At 72.0% G+C, this 17,734-nt stretch carries 15 protein-coding genes; 8 read left to right on the top strand and 7 right to left on the bottom strand.

Features of this window, described 5'->3' with window-relative positions; translation table 11 throughout:
- Positions 1-4 precede the first annotated feature (4 nt).
- On the bottom strand, positions 5-331 hold the full coding sequence (locus ACERMF_RS04440) for a MoaD/ThiS family protein (protein WP_373667815.1): 327 nt from the start codon (positions 329-331) through the stop codon (positions 5-7).
- A 198-nt stretch (positions 332-529) separates the two neighbouring features.
- Entirely contained in the window at positions 530-778 is a 249-nt protein-coding gene (locus ACERMF_RS04435; protein ID WP_373667814.1) for a hypothetical protein, read from the bottom strand.
- 164 nt (positions 779-942) lie between these two features.
- Here ACERMF_RS04435 and ACERMF_RS04430 point away from each other — a divergent pair, with 164 nt between their 5' ends.
- From ACERMF_RS04430 to ACERMF_RS04420, 3 genes are read left to right on the top strand one after another with little or no spacing between them, the layout of a single operon-like run.
- Positions 943-2,070, top strand: coding sequence for a DNA topoisomerase IB (locus ACERMF_RS04430; RefSeq protein ID WP_373667813.1), 1,128 nt, complete (start codon positions 943-945; stop codon positions 2,068-2,070).
- Positions 2,071-2,106: 36 nt separating this feature from the next.
- Positions 2,107-3,549 carry an NAD-dependent malic enzyme gene (locus ACERMF_RS04425; RefSeq protein ID WP_373667812.1) on the top strand — a complete coding sequence of 481 codons (1,443 nt, stop codon included), beginning with the start codon at positions 2,107-2,109 and terminating at the stop codon, positions 3,547-3,549.
- 53 nt (positions 3,550-3,602) lie between these two features.
- A complete protein-coding gene (locus tag ACERMF_RS04420; RefSeq protein ID WP_373667811.1) occupies positions 3,603-4,799 on the top strand; it encodes a winged helix-turn-helix domain-containing protein in 1,197 nt (398 codons plus the stop codon).
- Positions 4,800-4,826: 27 nt separating this feature from the next.
- On the opposite strand, the gene ACERMF_RS04415 is transcribed toward ACERMF_RS04420, so the two are convergent.
- Together ACERMF_RS04415 and ACERMF_RS04410 are read right to left on the bottom strand one after the other, a co-directional pair.
- Positions 4,827-5,201, bottom strand: coding sequence for a hypothetical protein (locus ACERMF_RS04415; protein WP_373667810.1), 375 nt, complete (start codon positions 5,199-5,201; stop codon positions 4,827-4,829).
- A complete protein-coding gene (locus tag ACERMF_RS04410) occupies positions 5,201-5,656 on the bottom strand; it encodes a Mov34/MPN/PAD-1 family protein (protein ID WP_373667809.1) in 456 nt (151 codons plus the stop codon). Before ACERMF_RS04410 ends, ACERMF_RS04415 begins: the two co-directional genes overlap by 1 nt.
- A 123-nt stretch (positions 5,657-5,779) precedes the next feature.
- On the opposite strand from ACERMF_RS04410, the gene ACERMF_RS04405 reads away from it, so the two are divergent.
- A complete protein-coding gene (locus ACERMF_RS04405; RefSeq protein ID WP_373667808.1) occupies positions 5,780-6,172 on the top strand; it encodes a TIGR03618 family F420-dependent PPOX class oxidoreductase in 393 nt (130 codons plus the stop codon).
- 32 nt (positions 6,173-6,204) lie between these two features.
- The gene (locus ACERMF_RS04400; RefSeq protein ID WP_373667807.1) at positions 6,205-8,211 is read left to right on the top strand and encodes a GMC family oxidoreductase N-terminal domain-containing protein; all 2,007 of its coding nucleotides are present in this window, start codon (positions 6,205-6,207) and stop codon (positions 8,209-8,211) included.
- Between the two features lie 12 nt (positions 8,212-8,223).
- On the opposite strand, the gene selD is transcribed toward ACERMF_RS04400, so the two are convergent.
- Entirely contained in the window at positions 8,224-9,291 is a 1,068-nt protein-coding gene (gene selD, locus ACERMF_RS04395; RefSeq protein ID WP_373667806.1) for a selenide, water dikinase SelD, read from the bottom strand.
- Positions 9,292-9,594: 303 nt separating this feature from the next.
- Between selD and ACERMF_RS04390 the strand changes: the two genes are divergently transcribed.
- Positions 9,595-10,284: a uracil-DNA glycosylase gene (locus ACERMF_RS04390; RefSeq protein ID WP_373667805.1), complete on the top strand. Its 690-nt coding sequence runs from the start codon at positions 9,595-9,597 to the stop codon at positions 10,282-10,284.
- 62 nt (positions 10,285-10,346) lie between these two features.
- On the opposite strand, the gene ACERMF_RS04385 is transcribed toward ACERMF_RS04390, so the two are convergent.
- Together ACERMF_RS04385 and ACERMF_RS04380 are read right to left on the bottom strand one after the other, a co-directional pair.
- Positions 10,347-10,880 (bottom strand): OsmC family protein, encoded by a 534-nt coding sequence (locus ACERMF_RS04385; protein WP_373667804.1) that lies wholly within the window; start codon positions 10,878-10,880, stop codon positions 10,347-10,349.
- 75 nt (positions 10,881-10,955) lie between these two features.
- A complete protein-coding gene (locus tag ACERMF_RS04380; RefSeq protein ID WP_373667803.1) occupies positions 10,956-12,107 on the bottom strand; it encodes an aromatic acid exporter family protein in 1,152 nt (383 codons plus the stop codon).
- A gap of 200 nt (positions 12,108-12,307) precedes the next feature.
- On the opposite strand from ACERMF_RS04380, the gene ACERMF_RS04375 reads away from it, so the two are divergent.
- Positions 12,308-14,266, top strand: a complete 1,959-nt coding sequence (locus ACERMF_RS04375) for an alpha-1,4-glucan--maltose-1-phosphate maltosyltransferase (protein WP_373667802.1) — start codon at positions 12,308-12,310, stop codon at positions 14,264-14,266.
- On the top strand, positions 14,266-17,706 hold the full coding sequence (gene treS, locus ACERMF_RS04370; protein ID WP_373667801.1) for a maltose alpha-D-glucosyltransferase: 3,441 nt from the start codon (positions 14,266-14,268) through the stop codon (positions 17,704-17,706). Before ACERMF_RS04375 ends, treS begins: the two co-directional genes overlap by 1 nt.
- Positions 17,707-17,734: the final 28 nt, after the last annotated feature.

Raw genomic sequence — 17,734 nt, 5'->3', positions numbered from 1 at the left:
GTCCCTAGGCGCCGGCGCCACCGGCGAGCACGATGGTGCCGTGCGTGCTCGGCTTCGCCTCCGCGCCACCGGCAACGGCGGGCATGATGGCGATCTCGGTGTCGTCCTCGACGGGCGTGTCGAGCCCCTCGACGTAGCGGATGTCCTCGTCGTCGACGTAGACGTTGATGAAGCCACGAACGGCGTCACCGTCGAACAGTTGCTCCTGCAGTCCCGGGTGCGAACCGGTCAGGTCGGCGAAGACCTCGCGGACCGTGCCGCCGGCGGCCTCGACCTTGGCCTGGTTGTCGGTGTGCTTGCGCAGCACCGTGGGAATCCGGACGACGGGCATGGAAACGACACCTCGGAGTGGACGGGGAGGGGCGGAAATCGGCGACCGGCGCGCTGTCGGCACCGCCGGTGGCCATCGGCGCGCAGCGTATCCGTGGCAGACGGCGCCGGACGGCCCGACCGGGACAACGCCCAGAACCCCCGGACACTTCCGTGAGAACCCCGCGCACTTCCGTGCGCCGGGTCGGCGGCCCTTGCCTCAGGAAGCCAGACGCGAGGTCAGCCCGTGCCACCGCTCCCAGGTCGTCGACCAGAGCAGGTAGTCGCCCGTACGTTGCAGCACCCCGTCCGCATCGGTGAACGCCTCGCCGCGACGGTCCGAGGGCAGCCCGTAGCGACGCTCGAAGTCGTCGAGCAGCTCACGCGCCTCGACCGCGGCCTGCTCCAGGGTGATCACCCGCACGTGACCGCCGCTGACGAGCCCGCCCGGCGCCGACCGATCCGTCATGTGCACTCCTCCGGGTCCGAGGGGAGTATGACGCCAAGCCGGGCGGATTCGGCGGAGGCAGGACCGACCTTCGGGTCACCGGGATCCCGGAAGCGCGCGCGGACACCACCGCAGGGCCCCGGCGTCGTCATCGGGCACCGGGGACGGCGCGGTATCCAGCCAGGATGACCGCCGCTCCCGACGACCCGACCGTCACCGGCATCCTGCCGGTGGTCGCCGGCCTGCCCGCCGACGCCTCCGCCGAGGCGCATGCCGAGGCGGCCGGGCTGGTCTACGTCAGCGACGACGAGCCCGGGACACGTCGTCTCCGTCGCGGTCGCGGCTTCTCCTACGTCCGCGACGACGGCACGATCGTGCGCGGCGAGGAGCGCGAGCGCATGAAGGCACTCGCGATCCCGCCGGCGTGGACCGACGTGTGGATCTGCGACGACCCCGCCGGGCACATCCAGGCCACGGGCATCGACGACGCCGGTCGCAAGCAGTACCGCTACCACCCCCGGTGGCGGGCCGTCCGCGACGCGACCAAGTTCCACCGGATGGGCGCCTTCTCGGCCGCGCTCCCCCGCATCCGCGACGCGGTCGACCGCGACCTGCGTGCGCGCACGATGTCCCGCGAACGGGTGCTTGCCCTGGTCGTGGCACTGCTCGACGAGACCATGATCCGGATCGGCAGCCGCGAGCCGGACGAGGAGGGCGGCGCCATCGGCCTGACCACGCTCGCCTGTGAGCACGTGGACGTGCACGGCACCCGGGTGCACTTCAGCTTCCCGGGCAAGAGCGGGCAGGAGCAGGACCTCGAGCTGCGTCATCCGCGCCTGGCGCGCCAACTCCTGCGCTGCGAGGAGATCCCGGGACAGCGGCTGTTCGCCTGGCAGGACGGTGGCGGCACGTGGCGGCAGGTCGACTCGGGCGACGTCAACGCCTACCTGCGCGAGATCTCGGGGGACGACCTGACGGCGAAGGACTTCCGGACCTGGGGTGGCACCGTCGTCGCGGCCGAGACGTTGCGTGACCTCGGCCCCCCGCAGCACCAGCGCCAGGCCGACGACCACGTGCTGGCCGCCATCGATGCGGCGGCGGAACGGCTCGGCAACACCCGCGCGGTGTGCCGGGCGAGCTACCTCGACCCACGCGTCCCGAAGGCCTACCGCTTCGGACACTTCGACACGGCCTGGGACGACACACCGGGCGACGTCGACGGGCTGTCCCCCGCCGAGCGTGCCGTCGAGCGGCTGGTGCAGCTCGAGCTGCCGCCCTCGTCCGAACTCGCGGCGGTCGACACCGGGCAGTAGTTTCGACGTCCACGTCAAGTCGAGGCCGCCGCCCAGATGTCCGTCGCCTTTCCGAACGCCAGCTACTCCATCACGCTGCGGCTCCGGCTGAGCGCGGACGACCAGAGCGCCATCGGTCGGACCACCACGGCGATCGGCGAGGTCGGCGGCGCGGTCACCGCACTGGACTTCGTCGAGACGCAGCGCGACGTGGTGGTCATCGACGTGACCGTCAACGCTGGTGACGCGGGGCACGCCGACCAGATCACGGCGGCCGTCGACGACCTCGACGGCGTCGAGGTCCACCGGGTCAGCGACCGCACGTTCCTGCTGCACCTGCGCGGCAAGCTCGAGGTCCGTTCCCGGGTGCCGCTCGCGACCCGCGACGACCTGTCGATGGCGTACACGCCAGGGGTCGCCCGCGTCTGCCGCGCCATCGCCGACAAGCCCGACGACGCCCGCCGCCTGACCATCAAGGGCAACACCGTCGCCATCGTCACCGACGGCAGTGCGGTCCTCGGGCTCGGCGACATCGGACCGGCGGCGTCCCTGCCGGTGATGGAGGGCAAGGCCGCCCTGTTCAAGCGGTTCGCAGACATCGACGCCTGGCCGGTCTGCCTCGACACCAAGGACCCCGACGAGATCGTGCGCACCGTCGAGGCCATCGCCCCCGTGTACGGCGGCATCAACCTCGAGGACATCTCCGCACCGCGCTGCTTCGAGATCGAGGACCGTCTGCGGGCGTCGCTGGACATCCCGGTGTTCCACGACGATCAGCACGGCACCGCGATCGTCGTCATGGCCGCGCTCATCAACGCCCTGCGCCTGGTCGACAAGCCGCTCGGCGACGTCACCGTCGCGCTGTCGGGGGCCGGTGCAGCCGGGATGGCCATCGCCCGCCTGCTGTTGCGCGAGGGCGTGGGCAACCTGCTCGTGTCCGACGTCGAGGGCATCATCGGCGGCAGGGACCATCCCTGCAGCCACGACAGCCACCAGTGGCTGCGGGAGCGGACCAACCCCGACGGCCGGTCGGGAACGCTGCGTGACGCGATCCGCGGCGCGGACGTGCTGATCGGGGTCAGCGCCCCCAACCTGCTGCAGCCCGAGGACCTCGCCACCATGCGCGAGAACGCGATCGTGTTCGCGCTGGCCAACCCCGATCCCGAGGTCGACACGGTCGCCGCCCGGCAGTTCGCGGCCGTGGTCGCGACCGGTCGCAGCGACCAGCCCAACCAGATCAACAACGTGCTGGCCTTCCCGGGCATCTTCCGCGGGGCGCTCGACGCCCGCGCCCGCTACATCACCGAGGAGATGAAGGCCGCGGCGGCTCGCGCGCTGGCCGCGGTCGTCGGCGAGGACGAACTGCACCCCTCCCACATCATCCCCAGCGTGTTCAGCGACCGCGTCGTCCCCGTCGTCGCCGAGGCGGTCCGCCGGCAGGCCGAGGCCGACGCTCAGTCCGCGGACGCGGGACATGCGGACGGCGGGCACACCGCCTGACGCCGAGGACCTGGCCGGGCGTGTCCGCAACGCGCGGCTAGCGTCCCCGCACCATGCGGACCCTCTCAGCGAAGAACGCGCGCCGCATCGCCCTGACGGCGATGGGGTTCGGCCGCGAGCGCCCTGGCGCCGACGTCCGCCGTGACGTCAGGCACCTGCGTCGGGTCGTCGACACGGTCGACATCGTGCAACTCGACAGCGTCAACGTGCTGGCACGGGCGCACGAGCTGCCGTTCTGGTCGCGGATCGGCCCCCACGACCGGGCGGCCCGTGACCGGTGGTTGTGGCGCTCACGCGAGCTGTTCGAGGGCTGGATCCACGTCGCCTCGATGACCGGCGTCGAGGCGTGGCCGCTGTTCCACCACCGCCGGGCGTCGACCCGCCGCTGGGAACGCATCCGGGAGGTCGAGGACCGTCACCCCGGCTACCTCGACGCGGTGCTCGAGGAGATCGCGAACCACGGGCCGCGCAGCGTCCGCGACCTCGACGACCCCGGTGAGCGCAGCGGACCCTGGTGGGGCATGCCGAAGGGACGCCTCGCTTTGGACTACCTCGCGGTGCGCGGTGACCTCACCATCCACCACCGCACCCCCAACTTCGTCGCGGTCTACGACCTGACCGAGCGCGTCATCCCGTCGGCGGTCCGCGACGTCGAGGTCCTGCCGCTCGAGGAGACCCGCGAGCGCCTGCTGCTGCGTGCCGTCGCGGCACACGGCATCGGCACCGCCGCCGACCTCGCCGACCACCACCGGCTCGTGACCCGCGACGTGCGGCCCGCCCTCGCACGCCTGGTCGACCGGGGGCTGATCGAGGAGGTCCGGGTGCGCGGGTGGGGCGACGAGCCGGTCTACCGCCACCCGCAGGCCGGCGCCGCCCGCACCTTCCCCGCCCGCACCCTGTTGTCGCCGTTCGACCCGCTGGTGTGGCGCCGCGAGCGGGCGCTGCGGGTGTTCGACTTCCACTACCGCATCGAGATCTACGTCCCCGAACCGAAGCGGGTGTACGGCTACTACGTGTTGCCGTTCCTGCTCGGCGAGGACCTCGTGGCGCGGGTCGACCTCAAGGCCGACCGGTCCACCGGCCGGCTGCTGGTGCGCAGCGCCTTCGCCGAAGACGGTGCCGACCTCGTACATGTCGCACGCGAACTGGCCGCGGAGCTCGCCGCTCTCGGCGACTGGCTGGACGTGCCCGAGGTCGTGGTCGAACCACGCGGCGACCTGGCGCCTGCACTGGCACGAGCCGTCGGCTGAGCGGCTCCGGCCGTGTCGGCCGACCGGTCAGCTGTCGTCGGCGCGGCCCGGCATCAGCTTCTGCGGCAGCTCGCGGACCCGTTCGACCTGGCGCATGGCGGTGGCCTCGGGCAGCTCGTCGTGCCGCTTCAGGCCGTTGCGGTCCAGCTCACGACCGGCGCGGGCGAGCTCGGCGTCACGCAACGCCGGGAACGCCTGCAACGGCGGTGCGTCGGGCTGCTTGAACACCACCCAGTGCGTGCCGTCGTTGTCGGTCCAACGCCCGACCCAGCCGTCGACCGCCTCGGCGAGCTGCCAGGCCCGCACGTGGGGACGCACGTGCCGGTCGGCCTGACGGGCCACCTCGATGACGACCGGCGCGAACGCCCAGCCGCGGCGCAGGAACGGGAACAGGCTGGGCATCAGCGCACCTCGTCGGTCACGACGACCCGCTTCTCGGTCACGACGCCATCGACGATCGAGAAACCGCGGATGTCGGGATGGTCGCGGTCCTGCAGGGTCACGATCAGGTAGGTCGCCTCGGGATAGGCGGCCAGCCGGATGTCGGTCGAGGACGGATAGGCCTGGGTGTGGGTGTGCGAGTGGTAGATGGCCAGCTCCCAGCCCTCGTCCTCGATCTCGCGCATGGCCCGCAACAGCTGCTTGGCGTCCATGACGTAGTAGGTCATGGACCGCTCGGCGTTGTCGATCGGGAAGTGGACGCAGCGACCGTCCGGCCGTACGCCCAGCAGCCCGCAGACCTCGTAGGGGAAGTCGGACCAGGCGTGCTCGACCAGCGCGTCCCAGGTGGCGCGGTCCATCGTGAACGTCCCGACCAGCGGCTCCTCGAGCGACGGCGGGGCGGGGCTGCTGCTCACGACCTACGACCTCCTCACGGGCGACCCGTCCGGCACCCGCGTGCGTCGGACGGTACCCGAGCGCGTGCGAGCGCCCGCTCTGCCCTAGCGTCCCCACCGAACCTGTCCGACGAGGAGGACCACATGCCGCTCGAGCCCCAGGTCAAGACCTACGCCACCGGCCGCAACTTCGCCGCCCTGACGACGCTGTTCTCGGACGGGACCCCCCAGACCCAGGTCATGTGGGTCGACGCCGACGACGATCACCTGCTGATCAACACCGAGGTGCATCGCCAGAAGTTCAAGAACGTCTCCGCCGATCCGCGCGTCACGGTCCTGATCTGGAACGCCGACAACCCCTACGAGTACGTCGAGGTACGCGGACGGGTCGTCGACGTCGTCCGTGGGCAGGAGGCGCGCGACCACATCGACGCCTGCGCGCAGCGCTACGTCGGCCGCGACTACGACCCGAAGGCGATCACGTCCGAACGCGCCATCCTGAAGATCGCACCCGAGCGTCAGCTCGTCCGGCCCTGACCGGCTCGCACCGGAAGGGGAAGGCTGGCGACATGACCGAGGTGGTGCTCGACGACCGACGCCGGCGGATCCTGGCCGCGCTGGCCGACACCTTCGCGCCGGCGGTGCGCCCGCCGGCGGCACAGGCCGGTGACCCGCACGGGTTCTGGGCCCGTCGCGCCACCGACCTCGACCTCGTTCCCGCGCTCGTCGGCCGCCTCGAGGAACTGCTGGTCGAAGAGGAACTGCAGGAACTCGGCCGCCTGCTCGACGTGCTGCGCGGCATCGGCTTCCCACGGCTGCCCCAGGCTGCGCGCGAGACGGTGCTCAAGGGCCTCGCGGCCACCTCGGCGGACGCCCGGCAGGGGCTGGACGGGTTGCGAGCGCTCGTGTTCCAGCTGTTCTACGGCCACGTCGGTGCCGACGGTCACAACCCGAACTGGGCCCAGCTGTCCTACCCCGGGCCGCCCGCCGTCGAGCCGCCGCCACGGCAGTTGGCGACGTGGTCGCCCCCGGCGGGCGTCACCGAACACCGGATGTCGGCCGACGTCGTCGTCGTCGGCTCGGGGGCGGGTGGCGGCGTGGTCGCCGGCGAGTTGGCCGCCGCGGGGCTGGCCGTGGTCGTGCTCGAGGCGGGCGGTCACTTCGAGGCGCCCGACTTCCCGGCCGACGAGCTCGGGGCCCTGCAACAGCTGTACTGGCGTGGCGGCCTGCACCTGACGGCCGACGGCAACGTCGCCATCCTCGCCGGGGCCACCCTCGGCGGGGGGACGACCGTCAACTGGCTCAACTGCGTCCGCCCGCCCCGCGACGTCCGGCGCCAGTGGGCCGACGAGCACGGGCTGGCCGGCGTCGACGGCCAGGACTTCGACATCCACCTCGACGCCGTCCTGCAACGGATCTCGGCCAACGCCGATTGCACCGACCTCAACGGCGTCAACGAGAAGCTCGCAGCAGGTGCCTCGGCGCTCGGTCTGCGGTGGGAGAAGGCGACACGCAACACCGATCCGGCCACCTACGACGCCGCGGCGGCGGGCCACGTCGGGTACGGCGACCGCACCGGCAGCAAGCAGTCCACGACCGCGACCTATCTCCGCGACGCCGAGGCGAACGGCGCCCGCATCGTGTGTCGGTCGCGGGCGCAGCGCATCCTGACCCGGCACGGTGCGGCCGTCGGCGTGGAGGCGGTCGTCCGTCGTCCCGGCCGCCCGCCGTTGCACCTGACGGTCGACGCTCCGCAGGTCGTCGTGGCCGGTGGGGCGCTCGAGACGCCGGCCCTGCTGTTGCGGTCCGCGATCGGGGGCCCGGCGGTCGGGCGGCATCTGCGGCTGCACCCGGTCCCCATGGTCGTCGGGCTCTACGACGAGGAACTGCGCGCCTGGTGGGGGGCGCCGCAGGCCACCATCGTGACCGGACACCGTGCCGTGGTCGACGGCTTCGGCTACCTGATCGAGACCGCGCACCTGCATCCGTCCATCTCCGGCGCGGTCGTGCCCTGGCGTTCGGGCCGGCAGCACAAGCTGCTCATGGGCCGCTACGCCGGCACCGCTCCCTTCCTCGCCGTCACCCGCGACCACGGTTCGGGCAGCGTCACCGTCGACGACCAAGGTGAGGCGGTGGTGCACTACCCCTTGAGCGACCCCGTCGACATCGAGGTACGCCGCCACGCCCTGCGCACGTTGGTCGAACTGCATGCCGCCGCGGGCGCCAGCGTCGTGTTCGACACCCACCGCTCGCTGGCGATGTGGCGGCGTGGCGAGGACCTCGACGCCTTCCGCCGGCAGGCGCAGGAGGCCGGCGAGGGCGCCGGTGGCCGGGTGATGTTCAGTGCCCACCAGATGGGTTCGGCCCGCATGGGGACCGATCCGACGACCAGCGTCGCGTCGCCGACCGGTGAACTGCACGACACGCGCGGCGTCTGGATCGGTGACACCTCGGCCTTCCCGACCGCCGTCGGCTCGAACCCGATGCTGACGTGCATGGCGCTGGCGCGGCGCACCGCCCACGCGATCCGGGCCGCCACCGCCGCCACGCCGAGAGGGCCAGCGACTCCGAACTGAGGTGCCGCCGGTTCAGGCGACGGCGATCTTGCCCGCCGGTCCGTCGGTGACGACGCCCACCTGGGCAGCGGTGTGCCCTTGTGAGGTCAGGCATGCGACGAGGTCGGTGGCCGCGTCGGGCGCCAGTGCCAGCAGCAGGCCGCCGGAGGTCTGCGCGTCGGCGAGCAGCACCAGGTCCTCCTCGACGATCCCGTCACCGACCTCGAGGTGCGGGCGGGCGTGCGCCAGGTTGCGTCGCGTGCCGCCGGGGATCTCGTCGCGGGCGAGCAGATCGTCGATCCCGGGCAGGCGCGGGACCGCCTCGACGTCGATGCGGGCGGCGACGTCGCTGGCCAGCAGCACCTCGCGCAGGTGGTTGAGCAGACCGAACCCGGTGACGTCCGTGCCGGCCCGCGCTCCGCGCTCGAGCGCCGCCTGCGCCGCCGGACCGTTCGAGCGCAGCATCTCGGCGAGCGCGGCCTCGTAGATCGCCGCGAGCTCGCCCCCCGGCCGGTGCGCATCCGGCTCGCGACGCTTCACCGCGGTGGTGACCAGGCCCGTCCCCAGGGGCTTGGTCAGCACCAGCGCGTCACCCGGGCGCGCCGCCGCGTTCACCAGCATCCGGTCGGGATCGACCTCGCCGACCACGGCCTGGCCGTACAGCGGCTCGGCACCGTCGATCGTGTGACCGCCGCCGACCACCCACCCGCCGTCCATGGCCGCGTCCTGGCCGGCCTCGAGCACCTCGGCCAGCAGCGCCAACGGCAGCTGTTCGCGCGGCCAGGCCGCGAAGGCGAGCGCGAACAACGGCCGGCCCCCCATGGCGAACACGTCACTGCCGGCGTTCACGGCGGCGATGCGACCCCACGTGGCGGCGTCGTCGACGATCGGGGTGAAGACGTCGACGGTGGCCACGAGCGCGCGCCCGTCGGGGCGCCGCCACACCAGTGCGTCGTCGCCGTGCGACCGGCCCACCAGCAGGTCCGGCGCCCGCGCCGGCGTCAGCCCCGCCATCACCTCGCCGAGCTCCGTCGGCGACAGCTTGCAGGCGCAGCCCGCCCCGTGCGAGTAGGCGGTCAAGCGGATCGGTGCGCGCGTCATGCGCCGATCCTACGGCCCCGCCCACCCCAACTTTCGTGCCCGGAGCCGAACGTGGACGCACCCCCGCGCCCCGGACCGCCCGCCCAGGTCCACGTTCGTGCCCGGAGCCGAAAGTGGACACGCCCGGTAGCCCGCACCGCCCACCGACGTCCACTTTCGTGCCCGGCGCCGAAAGTGGGCACGCCCGGCGCCCCGCGGCCGGCGCGGCTGCAACCTTTCGTGCCCGGAGCCGAAAGTGGACCGGGGGCGGGCGCGGGGGCGCCCGCCGGCCGCTGGGGTGGGTGGGGCGTAGGCTCTCGGGTCATGCCGCGACTGCCCGCCTTCGGTTCCTACCCCGACCTGCCCACGCTCGAGCGGGCGGTCGTGGACTGCCGGGCGTGTCCGCGGCTGGTCGCCTGGCGGGAACAGGTGGCGCGCGACAAGCGTCGGGCGTTCGCCGACTGGGACTACTGGGGGCGTCCGATTCCGGGGTTCGGTGACCCGGAGGCCCGGGTGCTGCTCGTCGGGCTCGCCCCGGCGGCCCATGGCGCGAACCGGACCGGACGGATCTTCACCGGTGACCGGTCAGGCGACTGGCTGTTCGCGTCGCTGTACCGGACCGGTTTCGCCAACCAGCCGACCTCGGTCGCCCGCGACGACGGCCTGGCCCTGACCGACGCGTGGGTGACGGCGCCGGTCCGCTGCGCACCGCCGGCGAACAAGCCCACCCCCGACGAGCGGGACCGGTGCGCGCCCTATCTCGATGCCGAGTTCGACCTGCTGCCGTGGCAGGTCGTGGTCGCGCTGGGCGGGTTCGCGTGGAACGTCGTCCTCGGACACCGCGGGCACGAGGGCGCCCGGCCCAGGTTCGGGCACGGTGCCGAGGCACGGCTCGCGGACGGTCGCGTGCTGCTCGGCAGCTACCACGTCAGCCAGCAGAACACGTTCACGGGGCGGCTGACCGAGGAGATGCTGGACGCCGTCTTCGACCGTGCCCGTGCGCTGATCGGCTGACCACCCCCACGCGCCGCAGCCACCCCCAAGCGCCGCAGCAAGCGGCATGTCCGAGGCAGCGGTCACCCGGTGGTCGGGTGCTCGCGGCGCCGGTCGATGCGCATGGACCGCTCCGGCACGCCGGACAGGGACTGGTGCACGACGCAGTAGCGCTCGGTCAACTCGCACAATTTCTGCAGGGTCGGTTCGTCGGCGGGCGTGTCGAGCTCGAACACGACCCGGATGGCCCGGAAGCCGACCGGTGCGTCACGGTCGACGCCCAGCGTGCCGCGGAAGTCGAGGTCGCCCTCCGCCACCACGCGTCCGCCGTCGATCGACACCTCCAGCGAGCGGGCGACGGCGCGCAAGGTCACGCCGGCGCAGGCGACCAGCGCCTGCAGCAGCAGGTCACCGGAGCAGGCCGACAGGCCGTCCCCGCCGGTGTAGGGGTGCAGGCCCGCCTCGACGACGGCCTGCCCGGTGCGGACCGAGCAGGTGACGCCCGCGCCGTCGAGGTCGCCGTCCGCCGACAGCGTCAGCAGCGCGCTGGCCGGCTCCTCGCGGTAACGGGCCTTGAGCGGGGCCTGGACCGCACGCAGGTCGAGGTCGGCGGACATGTCGGCTCCCTGGTCGTGTCGCGGAGCAGCTGCTCCGCGCGCAGGTGGACAGCTTGGCCGTGCGCCGCCGGCTTGTCACGCGTTCCGGTGTCCGGGATCGGCGGCGCCGTCCTGGTGTTCGAGCAGCTGTTGCGCGTCCCACAGCTCGAGTCCGGAGCCGCGCAGCAGGTCCACCGAGGTGGCGCGGATCTGGCCGACGACCCGCGCCAGCGACAGCGACCAGCGATCGGGGAACAGCGCGCCGGCGTGCGTCGCCGCGTGCAGTGCGGTGGCGCGGACGGCCTCGGGCCCGGCGCCCTCGGTGAGCTGCTCGCCGAGCGCCAGGACACCGGCGGCGAGGTCCTCGACCGCTTCGCTGACGGCGAGGAGGGCGCGGGCGGGGCCGGCCCCGTCACGTTCGGCCGGCGCCGACGCCGACAGCAGGGCGATGCTCGCCCTGGCCAGCACGCGCGTGTTGCGGACGGCGTGGTCCAGCTGCCGCAGCGCCTCCTCGTGTGCCTGGAGTTGCTCGCGGATGGCGCGCCTGCCGAGCGTGAACTGGGCCAGGTCCTGGGCGTCCGCGATGGCCTGGCCGAGCTCGCGCACGTCGGGGTCCAGCCCTCGTGCCGCGAGCAGGGCGGCCTCGGCGGCCGCCGCGTCACCGCGGCGCAGCGCGTCGGCCGTCGCCGTCAGCGCGTGGGAGAGCCCGGCGAACACCGGCTGCGCCACGCGGGCGACGCTCGGGACCGGGGGGCTGCGCAGCAGCAGGTGCCCCACGAGGACCGCGACGGCGCCGCCGATGAGGGCATGGAAGACCCGGTGCGGAACCAGCGACGCCGACGGCGGCAGCAGCGTCGAGACGAGGATGGCGGAGATCGCGGCCTGGTTGACCACCAGCACCGTGCCGCCCAGCAGCGTGGCGGCCAGCATGGCGAGCACGACCACGGTGACGATCTGCGGGACGCCGGTCCCGATCGCCAGGATGAGCAGGTCGCCGACGAGGATCCCGAGCGCGACCCCGGCCGCCAGGTCGACCGCACGGCGGACCGGCGCGCCCGAGGTCGCGCTGAGCGTGATGACCGCCGCGACCGGCGCGAAGAACGGCAGCTCGTACCCGAACACCTCGGTGGCGACGAGCCAGGCCAGCGCGACCGCGACCGCCGTCTGGACGATGGTGCGCGCGGCGACCCGCACCCGCAGCGCCGCCCGCCGTGTGCCCGCCAGGGGACGCGCGAGCTGCGACGGCACGGCCAACCTGTTCGTTCGACGATGCGCAGCGTAGGCGGCGCACCCGCCGCCCCACCGCCGGGGAACCCGGCCGCATCCGCCAGGAGGGCACCCCGGACGTCCGACCGCCCTCTCCGGTGCGAAGTCGCAGCCGTCTGCCTAGTTTCGATTCCGACTTCCGTCCGCGCACACCTGCGTTCCGGCCCGAACCGAGGATCGTCGTGGGAATCACCAACCGCCGTGTCAGCATCCGCGCCGTCTCACCGCGCGTCGATGGTGGCCGCTACCCCGCCAAGACCTCCCGCGGCGAGACCGTCGTCGTCGAGGCGGACGTGTTCGCCGACTCGCACGACCTGATCGACGCCGTGGTCTGCTGGCGACGTGCCGGCCAGCGCCGCTGGTACGAGGCGCCGATGGTGCCGCTGGCCAACGACCGTTGGCGGGGCGAGTTCGTGATCGACGCGCTCGGCCGGCACGAGTTCCGCGTCGTCGGCTGGATCGACCGGTTCGCGACCTGGCAGCGCGACACCCGCAAGAAGCTCGCCGCCGAGGTCGCCACCGACGTGGACCTGGCGATCGGCGCCGAACTGCTGCGCGAGGTGCGCGAACGCGCCAGCGGCGAGGACGCCGACCTGCTGCAGGTGCTCGCCGAGCAGTTGCTGGACACCTCGGCGCCGGCCGACGAGCGGGCGACCCCGGCATTGGCCCCCGAGACCTCGGAGCTGGTCGCGCGCAGCGACGCCCGCCGCTTCGCCACCGAGTCCGACCGCTACCCGCTGCGGGTGGACCGCGAGAAGGCGCGGTATTCGACCTGGTACGAGCTCTTCCCCCGCTCGGCGTCGCCCGAGCCGGGCCGCCACGGCACCTTCGACGACGTCATCGGGCGTCTGCCCTACGTGGCGGCGATGGGCTTCGACGTGCTCTACCTGCCGCCGATCCACCCGATCGGCACCATCCACCGCAAGGGTCGCAACAACGCCGTCGAGGCCGAGGCGGGCGATCCCGGGTCGCCGTGGGCGATCGGGTCGGCCGAGGGCGGCCACGACGCCATCCATCCCGAGCTCGGGACCATCAAGGACTTCCGCCGCCTGGTGAAGGCGTGCGGTGAGCACGGCCTGGAGCTGGCGCTCGACATCGCGTTCCAGTGCGCGCCGGACCACCCGTGGGTGCACGAGCACCCGGAGTGGTTCAAGAAGCGTCCCGACGGCTCGATCCAGTACGCCGAGAACCCGCCCAAGAAGTACCAGGACATCTACCCGCTGGACTTCGAGACCAGCGACGCCGAGGGCCTGTGGACCGCGCTCAAGGGCGTGTTCGAGCACTGGATCGACGAGGGCGTCCGCATCTTCCGGGTCGACAACCCCCACACGAAGGCGTTCGCCTTCTGGGAGTGGTGCCTCGCCGAACTGCTCGACGAGCACCCCGACCTGATCTTCCTGTCGGAGTCGTTCACCCGTCCTGCCGTGATGCAGGAGCTGGCGCGGATCGGGTTCAACCAGTCCTACACCTACTTCGCGTGGAAGAACCACAAGTGGGAGCTCGAGCAGTACTACCACGAGCTGTTCCGCACCGAGGTGCGGGACTACTTCCGGCCCAACTCCTGGCCCAACACGCCCGACATCCTGACCGAGTTCCTCCAGCACGGGGGCCGTCCGGCGTTCGTGCAGAAGCTGGTCCTGGCCGCGACGCTGACCGCAAACTACGGCATCTACGGGCCCACGTTCGAACTGATGGAGCACGAGGCCCGGCCGGGCGCCGAGGAGTACCTCGACAACGAGAAGTACGAGATCCGGCACTGGGACCTCGATCATCCGCACTCGCTGGCGGAGATGATCCGCCTGGTCAACCGCATCCGACACGACAACCCGGCCCTGCAGCAGGACCGCGGCTTCGCGCTGCACCACGTCGACAACGAGCAGCTGTTCGCCTTCTCCAAGCGGGATCCGCAGAGCGACAACACGGTGCTGGTGATCGTCAACCTCGACACCAACTGGAAGCAGGCGGGCACGACCTGGCTGGACCTCGCCGCCCTGGGCATCGCGTCGGAGGACGAGCCCTTCACGGTGCACGACCGCATCGCCGACGCCCGATTCACGTGGAGGGGCCGGCGCAACTACGTCGAGCTCGACCCGCACGTGAGCCCCGCACACGTGTTCGTCGTGCAGGGCATGGAGGCATGATGGACCGCCACGACGCCACCCGCGACCGCAGCGACGAGAGCGACGAGCAGTGGTACCGCGACGCCGTCATCTACTCCTGTCACGTGCGTTCGTTCCAGGACAGCAACGGTGACGGCTTCGGCGACTTCAAGGGCCTGACCGAGCGCCTGGACTACCTCCAGGACCTCGGCGTCACGGCCATCTGGCTGCTGCCGTTCTACCCCTCGCCGCTGCGCGACGACGGCTACGACATCGCCGACTACACCGCGATCCACCCCGACTACGGCACGATGCGGCAGTTCAAGCGCTTCGTGAAGGAGGCGCACGCGCGGGGGCTCAAGGTCATCACCGAACTGGTGATCAACCACACCTCCGACCAGCACCCCTGGTTCCAGCGCGCGGTCAAAAGCCCACCCGGGAGCCGGTGGCGCGACTGGTACGTCTGGGAGGACACGCCCGAGCGCTATCCCGACGTGCGCATCATCTTCCAGGACTTCGAGACCTCGAACTGGACCTGGCATCCCGAGGCGGGCCAGTACTACTGGCACCGCTTCTACAGCCACCAGCCCGACCTCAACTTCGACAACCCCGAGGTGAAGGACGCGCTGAAGGAGGTGCTCGACTTCTGGGCCGGCATCGGCGTGGACGGCTTCCGACTCGACGCCATCCCCTACCTCTACGAGCGCGACGGGACCAACGGCGAGAACCTGCCCGAGACCCACGACTACCTCAAGGAACTGCGCGCCCACCTCGACGAGCACTGGCCCGGCCGCATGTTCCTCGCCGAGGCGAACCAGTGGCCCGAGGACGCCGCCGCCTACTTCGGTGACGGCGACGAGTGCCACATGAACTTCCACTTCCCGCTGATGCCGCGCCTGTACATGGGCGTCAGCCAGGAGGACCGTTTCCCGGTCCTCGACATCCTCGACCAGACCCCCGACATCCCCGACGGCACCCAGTGGGCGCTGTTCCTGCGCAACCACGACGAGCTCACGCTCGAGATGGTGACCGACGAAGAGCGCGACTTCATGTACCGCGCCTACGCGCATGACCCGAGGATGCGCATCAACCTCGGTATCCGCCGGCGTCTCGCGCCGCTGCTGGGCAACGACCGTCGCATCATCGAGCTGATGAACTCGCTGCTGCTGTCGATGCCGGGCACGCCGGTGCTGTACTACGGCGACGAGATCGGCATGGGCGACAACATCTGGCTCGGCGACCGCAACGGGGTCCGCACCCCGATGCAGTGGTCGGCCGACCGCAACGCCGGGTTCAGCAGCGCCAACCCGCAGCGGCTGTACCTGCCCGTCGTGATCGACCCCGAGTACCACTACGAGACCATCAACGTCGAGTCGCAGCAGGAGAACCCGGCCTCGTTGCTGTGGTGGATGAAGCGCATGATCGCGCTGCGGCAGCGCCACCACCACGTCTTCGGGCGTGGCACGATCGAGTTCGTCAACCCCGACAATCCCAAGGTGCTGGCGTTCGTCCGGCGCTGGTCGCCACCGGGCAGCGACGACCCGGCCGACGAACAGCACGTGCTGGTGGTGGCCAACCTGTCGCGCAACGCGCAGGCGGCCCAGGTCCCGCTCGACGAGTTCCAGGGCCTGTCGCTGGTCGAGATGTTCGGCCGCACCGCCTTCCCGCCCGTCACGGAGGTGCCCTACACCCTCACCCTCGGCCCCTACCAGTTCTACTGGTTCAGCCTCGAGCGGGCGCCCAGCCGCCTGAGCCTGTCCAACATGCGCGAGTACGCCGGTTCCCACACGCCCGAGACCGAGCCCGAAGCGCCCGAGGTGACGCTGTCGGGCGAGTGGCGGGCGCTGTTGCGCGGCCGTGGGCGCGAGCGGCTCGAGGCGGTGCTCCCGGCCGTCCTGCAGCGTCAGCGGTGGTTCGGCGGCAAAGCGCGCACGGTGCAGTCGACCACGATCGAGGACGTCGCCCCCGTCGCGCGGGGTCAGTCCGGCAACGGCGCCGCCAAGGACGACGCCGACCTGCACCTGCTGGTCGTGCGCGTCGAGTACGCCGACGGCGAGCCGGAGCGGTACGTGCTGCCGGTGGCGTTCGCCGAGGGCGAGGAGGCCGGCCGCGTCAACGCGGTCGCCCCCGCCTCGGTACTCGCGACCGTCCGCGGTCGCGGCCAGCGCGGTCAGTCCGGTGTGCTCTACGACGCGCTCTTCGACGAGTCCTCCGCCCACCTGCTGCTGGACACGATCGCCCGACAGCGCAAGTACCGCACCACCAACGGCGAGCTGCTCGGGCGGCGTGACGAACGCCTGCCCCGGGACGTGCAGTCGCTGCATCCCCGCGTCCTGCGCGGCGAGCAGAGCAACACGTCGATGATCTTCGGCGATCGTTACCTGATGAAGGTGCTGCGGCGTCTCGATGCCGGGGAATCGCCCGACGTGGAGATCGGCCGCTACCTGTCGGGACGCATCGAGCACGTGCCCGACTTCCTCGGCACCATCGACCACCGCTCGCGCGACGGCAACGGCGTCGCGACGCTGGCGATCCTGCAGCGGTTCGTCCCCAACGAGGGCGACGCTTGGGTCTACACGCTCGACGAGCTGGAACGGTTCGCCGAACGCGTACTCACCGATCCGCCCCACCTCGGTCGCGACCAGATCGACGGGCGGTCGGCCTTCACGCTCGCGCTGCAACCCCTGCCGGAGTCCGCGCACGACGTCATCGGTCCGTTCCTCGACGCCACCTGCCTGCTGGGGCGCCGGACCGCCGAGATGCACGCCGCCCTGGCCGCGAGCGACGATCCGGCCTTCGCCCCCGAGGCCTTCAGCACCCTCTACCAGCGCTCGCTGTACCAGTCGATGCGCAACGCCCTGCGCCGAGGCCTGCAGCAGGCGCGCAAGGCGTCCTCGACCCTGGACTCCGCGTCGGCGCGCGAGCGCATCGTCGCGCTGGCCGAGCGCGAGGGCGAGATCCTCGAGCGGCTGCGCGTGCTCTCGAAGACCCGCATCGAGACCATGCGGACCCGCATCCACGGCGACTACCACCTCGGCCAGGTGCTGTGGACCGGACGCGACTTCGTCATCATCGACTTCGAGGGCGAGCCGGCCCGCCCGCTCGGCGAGCGGCGACTGAAGCGCTCGCCGTTGCGCGACGTCGCCGGGATGCTGCGGTCCTACCAGTACGCCACCGAGTCGGCGCTGCGGTTCCAGGAGGAACGGGGCGCGGTGACCGCGGACCGGCCCAACTACGAGGAGCTGCGCGGCTGGCTCGCCTACTGGCACCGGTGGGTCGGCGCCGGCTTCCTGCACGGCTACCTGCAGGCGGCCGACGGCGCGTCGTTCCTGCCGTCCGACCCCGACCACACCGCGATCCTGCTGGACGCGTTCCTGCTCGAGAAGGCGGTCTACGAGCTCGGCTACGAGCTCAACAACCGTCCCGAGTGGGTCGACATCCCGCTGCGCGGCATCGCCGACGTCCTCGGCGACCACACGTGAGCACCCGCCGCCCGAACCCCCAGGCCAC

The sequence above is a fragment of the Egicoccus sp. AB-alg6-2 genome (genome assembly GCF_041821025.1).
Taxonomy (GTDB): domain Bacteria; phylum Actinomycetota; class Nitriliruptoria; order Nitriliruptorales; family Nitriliruptoraceae; genus Egicoccus.
Note: the sequence above shows the minus strand (reverse complement) of the source record. Positions and strands in the feature narration are given on the sequence as shown.